This is a genomic window from Pseudomonas sp. TAA207 (genome assembly GCF_001529285.1).
GTDB classification, from domain to species: Bacteria; Pseudomonadota; Gammaproteobacteria; order Pseudomonadales; family Pseudomonadaceae; genus Aquipseudomonas; species Aquipseudomonas weihenstephanensis.
This window is the reverse complement of sequence record NZ_LLWJ01000063.1, coordinates 190,181-202,180: the sequence shown is the minus strand read 5'-3', so window position 1 is coordinate 202,180 and position 12,000 is coordinate 190,181. Positions and strand designations below refer to the sequence as shown.

Sequence of the window (12,000 nt, the reverse complement as noted above, 5' to 3'; positions counted from 1 at the left end):
GTGCTGATTGGCCAAAACCTCAAGGCTAACCCGCCTTGTTAACTCCGCAATGCCATAAGCCTTGCGGGTTCGATTCCGTCACAGATAAAAACAAACAGGTGACGCATGACTCGTGAAACAACCATGGATTCCTGGCGTCTGCGCTGGGGTTTGATTTGTGTTGTAGACCCTTCGATCACTGCCGGTGCTCAAGCGAAAACGCACTGAATGCCATCAAACCTTGTGTGGAACCCTTTTTAATGAGTGGACAAACCTCGCATTCGGGCGAGCTTAAACGCGGCCTGAAAAATCGCCATATCCAGCTGATTGCCCTGGGTGGCGCGATCGGTACTGGCTTGTTCCTCGGCTCGGCCGGGGTACTGAAATCTGCCGGCCCGTCGATGATTCTGGGCTATGCAATCTGCGGCTTCATTGCCTTTATGATCATGCGCCAGCTCGGCGAAATGATCGTTGAAGAGCCGGTAGCCGGCTCCTTCAGCCACTTCGCGCACAAATACTGGGGCGGCTTTGCCGGCTTCATGTCGGGCTGGAACTGTTGGGTGCTGTACATCCTGGTCGGCATGTCGGAACTGACGGCCGTCGGTAAATACGTGCACTACTGGTGGCCCGAGATCCCGACTTGGGCGTCGGCGGCGGCGTTCTTCGTGCTGATCAACGTAATCAACCTGACCAACGTCAAAGTGTTTGGCGAGGCCGAGTTCTGGTTTGCGATCATCAAAGTGGTGGCCATCGTGGGCATGATCGCCCTGGGCAGCTACTTGCTGGTCAGCGGCAGTGGCGGCCCGCAAGCATCGGTCAGTAACCTGTGGGAGCACGGGGGCTTTTTCCCGCATGGCATCACCGGCCTGGTGATGGCAATGGCCTTCATCATGTTCTCGTTTGGTGGTCTGGAGATGCTCGGTTTCACCGCAGCAGAAGCCGACAAGCCGCGCACGGTGATCCCTAAAGCGATCAATCAGGTGATCTACCGCATCCTGATTTTCTACATCGGCGCTCTGGTGGTGCTGTTGTCCCTGACGCCGTGGGATGCGTTGCTCGAAACGCTCAACGCCGGTGGCGACAGCTACAGCAGCAGCCCGTTTGTGCAGGTGTTCTCAATGCTGGGCAGCAACACTGCTGCGCACATCCTCAACTTCGTGGTCTTGACCGCGGCATTGTCGGTGTACAACAGCGGCACCTACTGCAACAGCCGCATGTTGCTGGGCATGGCGCAGCAGGGCGATGCACCCAAAGTGCTGGCCAAAATCGACAAGCGCGGCGTACCGGTAAACTCGATCCTGGCCTCGGCCGCGGTGACGGTGATTGCTGTGCTGCTCAACTATTTGATGCCGCACGACGCGCTGGAGTTGTTGATGTCGCTGGTGGTGGCCACCCTGGTGATCAACTGGGCGATGATCAGCTTCTCGCACTTCAAGTTCCGTCAGCACATGGACAAAACCGCACAAACCCCGCTGTTCAAAGCGTTGTGGTATCCGTACGGCAACTACATCTGTCTGGCGTTTGTGGCGTTCATCCTGGTCATCATGCTGATGATCCCGGGCATTCGCGTGTCGGTGTACGCGATCCCGGTCTGGGTGGCCTTCATGTGGGTGTGCTTCTTGATCAAGGGCAGGCGCGAAGCGCACGCTTCGACCGCCGCTTACGGCTCGGCCGGCAAGTAAGCGTTACCCTGACTGACAACCAACCCGGCCATGGCGCCGGGTTTGTTGTTTGTGGGGTATCCTGCACGCCCTGAAAACGGACCCTTTTGTAATGCTGGTGATTTCCAACAACGTGCACATCCCCGACGCCGAGATCGAACTCACGGCGATTCGCGCCCAGGGCGCGGGCGGGCAGAACGTCAACAAAGTCTCAAGTGCCATGCACTTGCGCTTTGACATCCCCCACTCATCCTTGCCGCCGTTTTACAAAGAGCGGCTGCTGGCGCTGCGTGACAGTCGCATTACCAGTGATGGCGTATTGATCATCAAGGCGCAGCAATACCGCACCCAGGAGCAGAACCGCGCCGATGCGCTGGAGCGTTTGCTGGAGTTGATTGTGAGCGCGACCAAGGTCGAGAAAAAGCGCCGTCCGACCAAGCCGACGCTGGGTTCAAAAAAACGTCGTCTCGAATCCAAAACCAAGCGCGGCACTATCAAGGCTGGGCGCGGCAAAGTGGATTTTTGATCCCGTTGCCGGGGTTGACGCAGGGACCCTAGGTTGTGCGGGCCTGGCGGTAGAGGTACACGCTCAGCATCAGCCCGCTAAACGCGGCCAGTGCGGCGAACAAGAAGATCGAGGCAAAACCAAAGCCTGCCGCCACGGCGCCCACCAGTGGCCCGGTGATACCCAGCGATAAATCGATAAACAGCGAATACGCCCCCACGGCGGCCCCGCGGCTTGAGGCAGGCACCAGATTCACCGCTTCAACCCCCAGCGCCGGGAAGACCAGCGAGAAGCCAAATCCGCTCAGCGCCGCACCGGCCAGCGCCAGTTGCGGGTTGGGGGCCAGCCATAACAACAGCAGCCCCACGGTTTCGACGCTCAAGCAGGCAATGGCTACGCGGAAGCCGCCGATGCGATTGATCAGGTTGCCGAACAGCAGCCGCGCACCGATAAAACTGGCGCCGAACAGGCTCAGGCACAGCACGGCGTTTTCCCACTGCTGGGTCGCGTAGTACAGGGTGATGAACGTGGCGATGGTGCCAAACCCGATAGAACCCAGCGCCAGCCCGGTGCCGTGGGGCAGCACGCGGCCCAGAACATGCAAAAACGGCAGGCGCACGCCACTGACGATCGGCGCCGCCAGCTTGGGCCACGCCAACAATAAGCCCAGCACTGCCAGCGCAATGATGCTGGCACCCATGCTCCACATGCCCCAGTGGTTGACCATCAGCACGCCCAGCGGAGCGCCAATGGCGATTGCCCCGTAACTGGCGATGCCGTTCCACGAGATCACTTTGGCGGTGTTGTGCGCGCCTACGCGGCCGATGCCCCAGCCAATCGAGCCTGAGCCGACCAGGCTTTCGGCGCTGCCCAGCACCAGTCGCCCGAGCAGCAGGCTGGCAAGGCTCAGGGCGGGCATCGCCGACAGCCAACTGGAGAGCAGCATAAATACGCCGCTCAGACCGCAGCCGGCCAGGCCGTACATGACCGCGCGCTTGCTGCCCAGGTTGTCGATGATGCGGCTGGCGTACGGGCGACTCAGCAGCGTGGCCAGGTATTGCACGCTGATCACCAGCCCGGCGATGACGGTGCCGTAACCCAGGTGGTTGTGAACGTAGCCGGGTAATACCGCCAGCGGAATGCCGATGTTCAGATAGCCAATGAAGGTAAACAGCACGATGGACATCACTTGCAGCGTGATCGCCAGTGGGCGTTGTGTTTCAGGCATGGGCGCAGGTCCTGCGGGTTAAAGCGGTGCAACCAGGCGGGTTGCAATCAGGGCGGCCAGGGCGTTTTCCTGGGTGCCGAAACGCTGGAGCAGGGTGGCTTGTTTTTCGGGGGTCAGGCGCTCCCACAGCTCGATCATTTTTTCGGCTGTGCCGATCAGTACGCTGGCTTGGGTGTCGCTGAAAGAATCAGTCACGCGGGAATCCGGGGTTGAGAACGGTGCGGCGATTGTGTCAGGCGGTATGAAAAGCTGAAAGCTTTTCGCACCGCCTGAGTGCGAACCGTCAGTCTTCGCTGTCGGCCTTGAGGCTTTCAGGGGCCTCGTCCAGTGCGGGGTTTTCGCCACTGGTGTGTTGCGGGGTCGGCTGCTGAGTTTCATGCAGGCTTGGGAAGGGGAGGTTTGGGATTTCGTGCATCGTCGCGCTCCTCGCAAGGTGTGTTTTTAAATCGCTGGGTACATCGGCGCTTTTAAAAAGCTTGGGCAGGATACATGAGCGGGTGTGACAATTTGTCTTTTTTTACGTCTGGCGGGGCTTTGTGGCGAACTTTTCATCTTGCTGTTGTCGTGCAAGCAGGCGCGAGCAAGCCCGCGCCTGGCGTTGCAACCGTTAGTGCGTACACACCTGCGCAATCGCCTTGGCCAGCAGGCTCAGGCGGGTGCCGTCGACGCCTGCCATGTTGGCGCGGCCTGAGCCGACCATGTACACGCTATGTTTCTCGCGCAGCAATTGCACTTGTTCGGCGTTGAGGCCGGTGTAGGAGAACATCCCGCGCTGTTGGTTGATGTGGGCAAAGTGTTCGGCCAGACCAAACGGCGTCAGCGCTTCGACCAAACCGCTGCGCAGTTGCGCGATACGGCTGCGCATGGCTTCCACTTCGCCGGCCCACAACGTCTTGAGCTGCTCATCACCCAGGATGGTCGCCACCACAGCCGCGCCGTGGTCCGGCGGATTGGACCACAGGTTACGGGCCAGATAGGCCAGTTGGCTGCGGATGTCCGTCAGTTTTTCGGCGTCGCTCGCGCACACGATCAACGCCCCGACACGTTCGCGGTACAGGCCGAAGTTCTTTGAACAGGAGCTGGTGATCAGCAGTTCGGGCAGTTCGCTGGCAAACAGGCGCGTAGACCACGCATCCTGCTCCAGGCCGTCACCAAATCCCTGGTAGGCAAAGTCGATCAGCGGCAACAGCTCGCGGCGCTTGACCACATCCAGCACCTGGTGCCAGTCCTCCTGTGACAAGTCAAACCCGGTCGGGTTATGACAGCAGGCATGCAGCAGCACCACATCGCCTTTGGGGGCTTGTTCCAGGGCCGCCAGCATCGCGGCGACGTTGAGCGTGTTGTCGCTGCCCACGTACGGGTAGTGGCTGATCTTCAAACCGGCTGCCGCGAAAATGGTTTCGTGGATCGGCCAGGTCGGATCGCTCAGCCAAATGCCGCGCCCCGGCAGGCACTGTGCAATAAAGTCGGCACTTAAGCGCAAGGCACCTGTGCCGCCGGGCGTCTGTGTGGCGCCCGCACGTTTGTCGGCCAGCAAGGGTGACGCCTCACCCAGCACCAGTTCGCTGATCAGTTGCCCAAAACGGCTGTCGCCATGACCGCCGATGTAGGTTTTGGTCTGCTGCTGCTCAACCAGGCGCTGTTCGGCCTGTTTGACCGATTGCAGGATCGGCGTCAGGCCCTTGGCGTCCTTATATACGCCCACGCCCAGGTCGAATTTGTTCGGATTGGTGTCCTGATTGTAGGCGTCCATCAGGCCCAGAATCGGGTCGCCCGGCACCCGGCCAATGGCCGCGAAGTGCTTCACTTGCGACCTTCGGCGGTTTTGGCTACGTCATCAGTGCGCGCGGCCATGATGAAGTCATTGCGATGCAGGCCCTTGATGGAGTGGCTCCACCAGGTCACGGTCACTTTGCCCCACTCGGTGAGCAAGCCCGGGTGATGGCCTTCGGCTTCAGCGATCTCGCCAACCGCGTTGGTGAACGCCAGTGCAAATTTGAAGTTTTTGAACAAAAAGACCTTTTCCAGCTGCATCACGCCGTCGCGCACTTCGATGTTCCAGTCCGGGATCTGTTTGATCAGCACCGGCAGTTCTTCGTCGCTGACCTGTGGGGCATCGGCGCGGCAGGCTTCGCAGTGGGCTTGGTTCAGTGCGTTCATGGTGTGTTCCTGAAGTCAGTTTTTCTTATGGGTACAAAAGAAAGAAGGTTTCAAAAAAGACGTGTTACGCCGCTTTGGGTTTAGGCGGGAACTTGGGCGCATGCAGGCCCATCTTCATGCCTGTTTCGACCATGCCCATGATGTCTTCGTGGGCCAAATCGAACAGCCGCTTCAAGTCCGGCAGGACAAAATACAGCGGCTGCAAAATATCGATGCGGTACGGGGTGCGCATGGCTTCCAGTGGATCGAAGGCGTGATGTTCCGGTTCTGAGGACAGGCTGTAAACCGTTTCTTTGGGCGATGAAAGAATACCGCCGCCGTAGATGCGCTGGCCTTCCGGGGTGTCGACCAGCCCAAACTCGATTGTCATCCAGTACAGGCGGGCCAGATACACGCGCTGTTCCTTGGTGGCTTGCAGGCCGAGCTTGCCGTAGGTGTGGGTAAATTCAGCGAACCACGGGTTGGTCAGCAGTGGGCAGTGGCCGAAAATTTCATGGAAAATATCCGGCTCTTGCAGGTAATCGAGTTCTTCGGGCGTGCGAATAAAGGTCGCTACCGGGAACTGCTTATTGGCCAGCAACTCGAAGAAGGTTTGAAACGGGATCAGTGCCGGTACGCGGGCCACTTGCCAGCCGGTGGTTTCAGCCAGCACTTTGTTGATCTCGCCCAGCTGCGGAATGCGGTCATGGGGCAGGCCCAGCTTGTCGATACCTTCCATGTATTCAGGGCAGGCACGCCCTTGCAGCAGCTTCAGTTGGCGGGTAATCAGCGTGTTCCACACCGCGTGCTCGGCCGGTGTGTAGTCGATAAAGCCATCAGCATCAGGCTCGCGGGCGACGTATTTCGTTTGCTTCATGGGACTCTCCGCAAGGAAATCGTTTTTATTATTCGGTGTGTGGCGATGACTATGTGATACCTCAAGCGATTGCGTCGTGCAGCTAGCCTAAAGCCACTAATGCTGGGATGATGCGTCATATTCGTAAACTATTCGTTACGACTTGCGGGCCATGCTGAGAGTATTGCGGTCGACGAAGGTCAAACTGTCACAAAAACGTGACGTTGAAATGCGCGGCCCGCCAAATATTCGCTCTTTGCAAGCGCTGGTAAGGGTTGCGAGCGTTTAACAGTCAGCGGACCGCAGCCTGTGGCAGCTCCTGCGGGAGGTATGTGGTGTTTAATTCTTTTTTGAGCCTTTCCCCATGCGTATCAAGGTCCATTGTCAAAACCGGATTGGCATTCTGCGCGACATTCTCAATCTGCTGGTCGCCTATGGCATCAACGTCAAGCGTGGCGAGGTGGGCGGCGATCAGGGCAACGCGATCTATCTGTATTGCCCCAACCTGATCAATTTGCAGTTCCAGGCCCTGCGTCCCAAGTTTGAAACCATCGCCGGGGTGTTCGGTGTCAAGCGTGTAGGTTTAATGCCTAGCGAACGTCGGCACATGGAACTCAACGCCTTGCTGGGTGCGCTGGAATTTCCGGTTCTGTCCATCGACATGGGTGGCTCCATCGTGGCGGCCAATCGAGCTGCGGCGCAATTGCTCGGTGTGCGTGTGGATGAAGTGCCCGGCATCGCGCTCGCGCGTTACGCCGAAGACTTTGACTTGCCGGAGTTGGTGCGCGCCAACAAATCGCGCATCAACGGCATGCGGGTCAAAATCAAAGGGCACGTGTTTCTGGCAGACATCGCGCCGCTGCAACTGGACAGCGATGACAGTGAGGCCATGGCGGGAGCGGTACTGACGTTGCACCGTGCCGACCGTGTAGGCGAGCAAATCTACAACGTGCGCAAGCAAGAGCTGCGCGGTTTTGACAGCATCTTCCAAAGTTCCAAAGTGATGGCCGCCGTGGTGCGCGAAGCGCGGCGTATGGCGCCGCTGGATGCCCCTCTATTAATAGAGGGCGAAACCGGCACCGGCAAAGAATTGCTGGCGCGCGCCTGCCACCTCGCCAGCCCGCGCGGGCAGTCTCCTTTAATGGCGCTCAATTGCGCAGGCTTGCCGGAGTCGATGGCCGAAACCGAACTCTTTGGTTACGGGCCGGGGGCGTTCGAAGGGGCGCGGGCCGAGGGCAAGCTCGGGTTGTTGGAGCTGACGGCTGGCGGCACATTGTTTCTCGACGGCGTGGGCGAGATGAGTCCGCGTTTGCAGGTCAAACTTCTACGCTTTTTGCAGGACGGCTGCTTTCGTCGCGTGGGCAGCGATGAAGAGGTGTACCTCGATGTGCGTGTGATGTGTGCCACGCAGGTGGATTTGTCCGAGCTGTGTGCCAAGGGTGAGTTCCGTCAGGATCTTTACCATCGCTTGAACGTGTTGTCGCTGCACATTCCGCCGCTGCGTGAATGCCTGGACGGATTGGCGCCGTTGGTCGAGCACTTTCTGGATCAGGCCAGTCGCCAGATCGGTTGCCCGCTGCCGCGTCTGGCGCCTGCGGCGATGGACCGTTTGAGTCACTACCATTGGCCGGGCAACGTGCGCCAGTTAGAAAACGTGCTGTTTCAGGCGGTGTCACTGTGCGAGGGCGGGGTGGTCAAGGCTGAGCATATTCGCTTGCCCGATTATGGTGTGCGCCAGCCCTTGGGCGAGTTTTCAATGGACGGCGGGCTGGACCAAATTGTCGGCCGCTTCGAGAAAACCGTGCTCCAACAACTGTACGCCGAGTACCCGAGCAGCCGATTGCTGGGCAAACGGCTCGGTGTGTCTCACACCACCATCGCCAACAAGCTGCGCGAGTACGACATTCTCAAGCCCACACATTAATCCGTAACAGCCTGCGAGCCTGGCGGGCCAGTCGCCTGACAGGCCACGCCTTGCCGCCTTCGGCCTGTTCGCGCCGTTTTTACGTCTTTCGCGCCTTCCGACTTTTCCTCTGATGGGCCTCAAAACCCCGCAAAGCCGGGGTTTTTCGCCGTCAAAAAAAAGTTGGTGCGCAAATTGCTTAGAGGAGTTCAGTACAGCGGTGGGCGGCAAACGTCCGTCAGGCAGAGGAAAGACTGTGGACAAGTACCTTTATGTGGCAATGACCGGCGCCAGCCAGAACGCACTGGCGCAGAAGGCGCATGCCAACAATCTGGCGAACATCTCAACCAATGGTTTTCAGCGTGACCTGGAGCAGGCGCGTTCAATGCCGGTGTTCGGTGACAGCTTTCCGGCGCGTGCCTTTGCACTGTCGGAACGCCCGGCCACGGATTTCACCGCCGGCGCGTTGGTCGAAACCGGTCGTGACCTGGACGTCGCCGTGCAGGGCGATGGTTGGTTGGCGGTGCAGGCGCCTGACGGCAGTGAAGCCTACGTGCGCACCGCGAGCATGAATGTGGATGCCCTGGGCATCCTGCGGGCCGGTAATGGCATGCCGATCATGGGCAATGGCGGGCCGATTGCCGTGCCGCCGCAGCAGCAGATCGAAGTCGGTGAAGACGGCACCATCAGTATCCGCGCCATGGGCGAAGGCCCGCGGGTGATGGCCGAAGTTGACCGGATCAAGATGGTGCAGCCAGACCTCAAGAACATGACCAAGGGCCTCGACGGTCTGATTCACACTAAAGACGGCCAACCGGCTGTGGCCGACGCCAACGTGCGTGTGGTCTCGGGCTTCCTGGAAGCCAGCAACGTGAACGCGGTGGACGAGATGACCTCGGTGTTGGCCCTGGCCAAGCAGTTCGAGTTGCACATCAAGATGATGAACACCGCCAAAGAAGACGATCAGGCCATGACGCGCGTCCTGTCCATCAGCTAATTATTTAACGCGGCGCCGAAAAACCGGCGCGCGAGGAGAACTGCATGCTTCCGGCACTCTGGGTTGCAAAAACAGGTTTGGCTGCACAAGACACCAACTTGACCACCATTTCCAACAACTTGGCCAACGTGTCGACCACCGGTTTCAAACGTGATCGCGCCGAGTTCCAGGACTTGCTCTACCAGATCAAACGCCAGCCTGGCGCCCAGTCGACTCAGGACAGCGAGCTGCCATCGGGCCTGCAAGTGGGTACGGGTGTGCGCATCGTCGGCACGCAAAAGAACTTCGCGGCCGGTAGCCTGCAAACCACCGAGCAGCCGTTGGACCTGGCCATCAATGGCCGTGGGTTCTTCCAGATCATGCAGCCGGACGGCACCACGTCCTACACCCGTGACGGTACTTTCCACCTGGACTCCAACGGCCAGATCGTGACCGCCAATGGCTTTGCCCTGGAACCTGCAATTGTGGTGCCTGCGGATGCGCAGACCTTCACCGTGGGTCAGGACGGCACTGTGTCGGTGACCATCGCCGGTAACCCGGCGGCCCAGGTCATCGGCAACTTGCAGACAGCGGACTTCATCAACCCGGCGGGCTTGCAGGCGCAGGGCGGTAACCTGTTCCTTGAAACCGCGTCCAGCGGTGCGCCGCAAATCGGCACGCCGGGCCTCAATGGCTTTGGCCTGACCATGCAAAGCATGCTCGAAAACTCGAACGTCAGCACCGTGGAAGAAATGGTCAACATGATCACTACGCAGCGTGCCTACGAGATGAACTCCAAAGTCATCTCCACCGCTGACCAAATGCTGTCCTTCGTCACGCAAAATCTGTAATCACGTCGACAAGGCGGCCCCAGGGTCGTCTGCAACTGCGGGAGAGGTCATGAAACGCTTGTTTTCTGTTCTGGTACTGGGCGGTATCACCGTATTGGCGGGTTGTGTCAGCCCGCCGCCACGGGCCAACGATCCGTATTACGCGCCGGTGTTGCCGCGCACGCCGTTGCCGGCGGCGGCCAATAACGGTTCGATCTATCAGGCAGGCTTTGAGCAGAACCTGTACAGCGACCGCAAGGCGTTCCGGGTGGGTGACATCATCACCATCACCCTGAATGAGAGGACGCAGGCGAGCAAAAACGCCAACTCGCAGATCGGCAAGAACAGCAACACCAGCATCGGCCTGACGTCGTTGTTCGGCAGCGGCCTGACCACCAACAACCCGTTGGGCAGTGGTGATTTGAGCTTGAATGCCGGTTACAGCGGCAGCCGCGCCAGCAAAGGCGACAGTAAAGCCGGGCAGGGCAACAGTTTGACCGGCTCGGTGACCGTGACGGTGGCCGATGTGTTGCCCAACGGCATCATCGCGGTGCGCGGCGAGAAGTGGATGACCTTGAACACCGGTGATGAACTGGTGCGTATCGCCGGTTTGGTGCGCTCGGACGATATTTCGACCGACAACACCGTGTCCTCGACCCGTGTGGCAGATGCGCGCATCACCTACTCGGGCACCGGTTCGTTTGCCGATGCGAGCCAACCGGGCTGGTTTGACCGTTTCTTCCTGAGTCCGCTGTTCCCGTTCTAAGCGAACCCTTTTTAAGTGCACCTCTTTAAGTGATGGCCCCCACCATGTTCAACCTCAAGCATCTGCTGGCAGCCGTACTGCTACTGTCCACAACCCTTGGCGCCCACGCCGAGCGGTTGAAAGACATTGCCAGCATTTCGGGCGTACGGACCAACCAATTGATTGGTTATGGCTTGGTGGTCGGGCTTAACGGCACGGGCGACCAAACCACGCAAACCCCGTTCACCCTGCAAACGTTCAACAACATGCTCTCGCAGTTCGGCATCAAAGTGCCGCCAGGCTCGGGCAACGTGCAGTTGAAAAACGTGGCAGCGGTGTCGATCAGCGCCGATTTGCCTGCGTTTGCCAAGCCGGGGCAGGTGGTGGACATCACCGTGTCCTCGATTGGTAACTCCAAAAGCCTGCGCGGCGGCACGCTGTTGCTGACCCCGTTGAAAGGCATTGATGGCAACGTCTACGCCATTGCGCAGGGCAACCTGGTGGTCGGTGGTTTTGATGCCGAAGGCCGCGACGGCTCCAAGATCACCGTTAACGTGCCGTCGGCCGGTCGCATTCCCGGTGGTGCCTCGGTTGAACGTGCGGTGCCGAGTGGCTTCAATCAGGGCAACAGCCTCACGCTGAACCTTAACCGTTCGGACTTCACCACCGCCAAGCGCGTGGTCGACAAAATCAACGACCTGCTCGGCCCTGGCGTGGCGCAAGCCATTGACGGCGGTTCGGTGCGTGTCACCGCGCCACTGGACCCAAGCCAGCGGGTCGATTACCTGTCGATTCTGGAAAACCTCGAAGTCGATCCGGGGCAGGCGGTGGCCAAGGTCATCATCAATTCGCGCACCGGCACCATCGTGATTGGGCAAAACGTCAAAGTGTCGCCTGCTGCCGTGACCCACGGCAGCCTGACCGTGACCATTACCGAAGACCCGATTGTCAGCCAGCCGGGGCCTTTGTCCAATGGCCAGACGGCAGTGGTGCCGCGTTCGCGGGTTAACGCTCAGCAAGAAGCCAAGCCGATGTTCAAGTTTGGTCCGGGCACCACGCTGGACGAAATCGTGCGTGCAGTGAATCAGGTGGGCGCAGCGCCAGGTGACTTGATGGCGATTCTTGAAGCACTCAAACAGGCCGGCGCCTTGCAAGCCGACCTGATCGTGATCTGAGGC

General features: G+C 59.5%; 13 protein-coding genes. 7 read left to right on the top strand and 6 right to left on the bottom strand.

The genetic code is table 11. From position 1 onward, the window contains the following. Window positions 1–239 precede the first annotated feature (239 nt). Together AP059_RS09950 and arfB are read left to right on the top strand one after the other, a co-directional pair. Window positions 240–1,661, top strand: coding sequence for an amino acid permease (locus AP059_RS09950; protein ID WP_059763046.1), 1,422 nt, complete (start codon window positions 240–242; stop codon window positions 1,659–1,661). 91 nt (window positions 1,662–1,752) lie between these two features. Continuing rightward, a complete protein-coding gene (arfB, locus tag AP059_RS09945) occupies window positions 1,753–2,166 on the top strand; it encodes an alternative ribosome rescue aminoacyl-tRNA hydrolase ArfB (RefSeq protein ID WP_059763045.1) in 414 nt (137 codons plus the stop codon). A 28-nt stretch (window positions 2,167–2,194) separates the two neighbouring features. Here arfB and AP059_RS09940 read toward each other — a convergent pair whose 3' ends face one another. From AP059_RS09940 to phhA, 6 genes are all read right to left on the bottom strand, one after another. Beyond that, on the bottom strand, window positions 2,195–3,373 hold the full coding sequence (locus AP059_RS09940; RefSeq protein ID WP_059763044.1) for an MFS transporter: 1,179 nt from the start codon (window positions 3,371–3,373) through the stop codon (window positions 2,195–2,197). A gap of 18 nt (window positions 3,374–3,391) precedes the next feature. Beyond that, window positions 3,392–3,568 (bottom strand): hypothetical protein, encoded by a 177-nt coding sequence (locus AP059_RS22455; protein WP_087148781.1) that lies wholly within the window; start codon window positions 3,566–3,568, stop codon window positions 3,392–3,394. 88 nt (window positions 3,569–3,656) lie between these two features. Next, window positions 3,657–3,788: a hypothetical protein gene (locus AP059_RS22705; RefSeq protein ID WP_255163946.1), complete on the bottom strand. Its 132-nt coding sequence runs from the start codon at window positions 3,786–3,788 to the stop codon at window positions 3,657–3,659. Window positions 3,789–3,980: 192 nt separating this feature from the next. Next, window positions 3,981–5,180, bottom strand: a complete 1,200-nt coding sequence (locus AP059_RS09935; RefSeq protein WP_165599925.1) for an amino acid aminotransferase — start codon at window positions 5,178–5,180, stop codon at window positions 3,981–3,983. Beyond that, window positions 5,177–5,533 carry a 4a-hydroxytetrahydrobiopterin dehydratase gene (locus AP059_RS09930; RefSeq protein WP_048366218.1) on the bottom strand — a complete coding sequence of 119 codons (357 nt, stop codon included), beginning with the start codon at window positions 5,531–5,533 and terminating at the stop codon, window positions 5,177–5,179. The genes AP059_RS09935 and AP059_RS09930 overlap by 4 nt, the downstream gene beginning before the upstream one ends. A 64-nt stretch (window positions 5,534–5,597) precedes the next feature. Continuing rightward, window positions 5,598–6,389, bottom strand: a complete 792-nt coding sequence (phhA, locus tag AP059_RS09925) for a phenylalanine 4-monooxygenase (RefSeq protein ID WP_048366219.1) — start codon at window positions 6,387–6,389, stop codon at window positions 5,598–5,600. A 343-nt stretch (window positions 6,390–6,732) separates the two neighbouring features. Between phhA and AP059_RS09920 the strand changes: the two genes are divergently transcribed. The 5 genes from AP059_RS09920 (at window position 6,733) to AP059_RS09900 (ending at window position 11,997) form a co-directional block, all read left to right on the top strand. Further along, window positions 6,733–8,292, top strand: coding sequence for a sigma-54-dependent transcriptional regulator (locus AP059_RS09920; protein ID WP_059763043.1), 1,560 nt, complete (start codon window positions 6,733–6,735; stop codon window positions 8,290–8,292). Between the two features lie 235 nt (window positions 8,293–8,527). Beyond that, window positions 8,528–9,268 carry a flagellar basal body rod protein FlgF gene (locus tag AP059_RS09915; RefSeq protein WP_048366221.1) on the top strand — a complete coding sequence of 247 codons (741 nt, stop codon included), beginning with the start codon at window positions 8,528–8,530 and terminating at the stop codon, window positions 9,266–9,268. Between the two features lie 44 nt (window positions 9,269–9,312). After that, window positions 9,313–10,098 carry a flagellar basal-body rod protein FlgG gene (flgG, locus tag AP059_RS09910; protein ID WP_048366222.1) on the top strand — a complete coding sequence of 262 codons (786 nt, stop codon included), beginning with the start codon at window positions 9,313–9,315 and terminating at the stop codon, window positions 10,096–10,098. A gap of 49 nt (window positions 10,099–10,147) precedes the next feature. After that, the gene (gene flgH / locus AP059_RS09905) at window positions 10,148–10,843 is read left to right on the top strand and encodes a flagellar basal body L-ring protein FlgH (RefSeq protein ID WP_048366223.1); all 696 of its coding nucleotides are present in this window, start codon (window positions 10,148–10,150) and stop codon (window positions 10,841–10,843) included. A gap of 44 nt (window positions 10,844–10,887) precedes the next feature. After that, the gene (locus AP059_RS09900; RefSeq protein ID WP_048366224.1) at window positions 10,888–11,997 is read left to right on the top strand and encodes a flagellar basal body P-ring protein FlgI; all 1,110 of its coding nucleotides are present in this window, start codon (window positions 10,888–10,890) and stop codon (window positions 11,995–11,997) included. Window positions 11,998–12,000 lie beyond the last annotated feature (3 nt).

Bases quoted from the DNA above. Each gene is read 5' to 3' on its own strand.
- AP059_RS09950 (WP_059763046.1), top strand. From the start codon at position 240: ATGAGTGGACAAACCTCGCATTCGGGCGAGCTTAAACGCGGCCTGAAA.
- arfB (WP_059763045.1), top strand. From the start codon at position 1,753: ATGCTGGTGATTTCCAACAACGTGCACATCCCCGACGCCGAGATCGAA.
- AP059_RS09940 (WP_059763044.1), bottom strand. From the start codon at position 3,373: ATGCCTGAAACACAACGCCCACTGGCGATCACGCTGCAAGTGATGTCC.
- AP059_RS22705 (WP_255163946.1), bottom strand. From the start codon at position 3,788: ATGCACGAAATCCCAAACCTCCCCTTCCCAAGCCTGCATGAAACTCAG.
- AP059_RS09930 (WP_048366218.1), bottom strand. From the start codon at position 5,533: ATGAACGCACTGAACCAAGCCCACTGCGAAGCCTGCCGCGCCGATGCC.
- phhA (WP_048366219.1), bottom strand. From the start codon at position 6,389: ATGAAGCAAACGAAATACGTCGCCCGCGAGCCTGATGCTGATGGCTTT.
- AP059_RS09920 (WP_059763043.1), top strand. From the start codon at position 6,733: ATGCGTATCAAGGTCCATTGTCAAAACCGGATTGGCATTCTGCGCGAC.
- flgG (WP_048366222.1), top strand. From the start codon at position 9,313: ATGCTTCCGGCACTCTGGGTTGCAAAAACAGGTTTGGCTGCACAAGAC.
- flgH (WP_048366223.1), top strand. From the start codon at position 10,148: ATGAAACGCTTGTTTTCTGTTCTGGTACTGGGCGGTATCACCGTATTG.
- AP059_RS09900 (WP_048366224.1), top strand. From the start codon at position 10,888: ATGTTCAACCTCAAGCATCTGCTGGCAGCCGTACTGCTACTGTCCACA.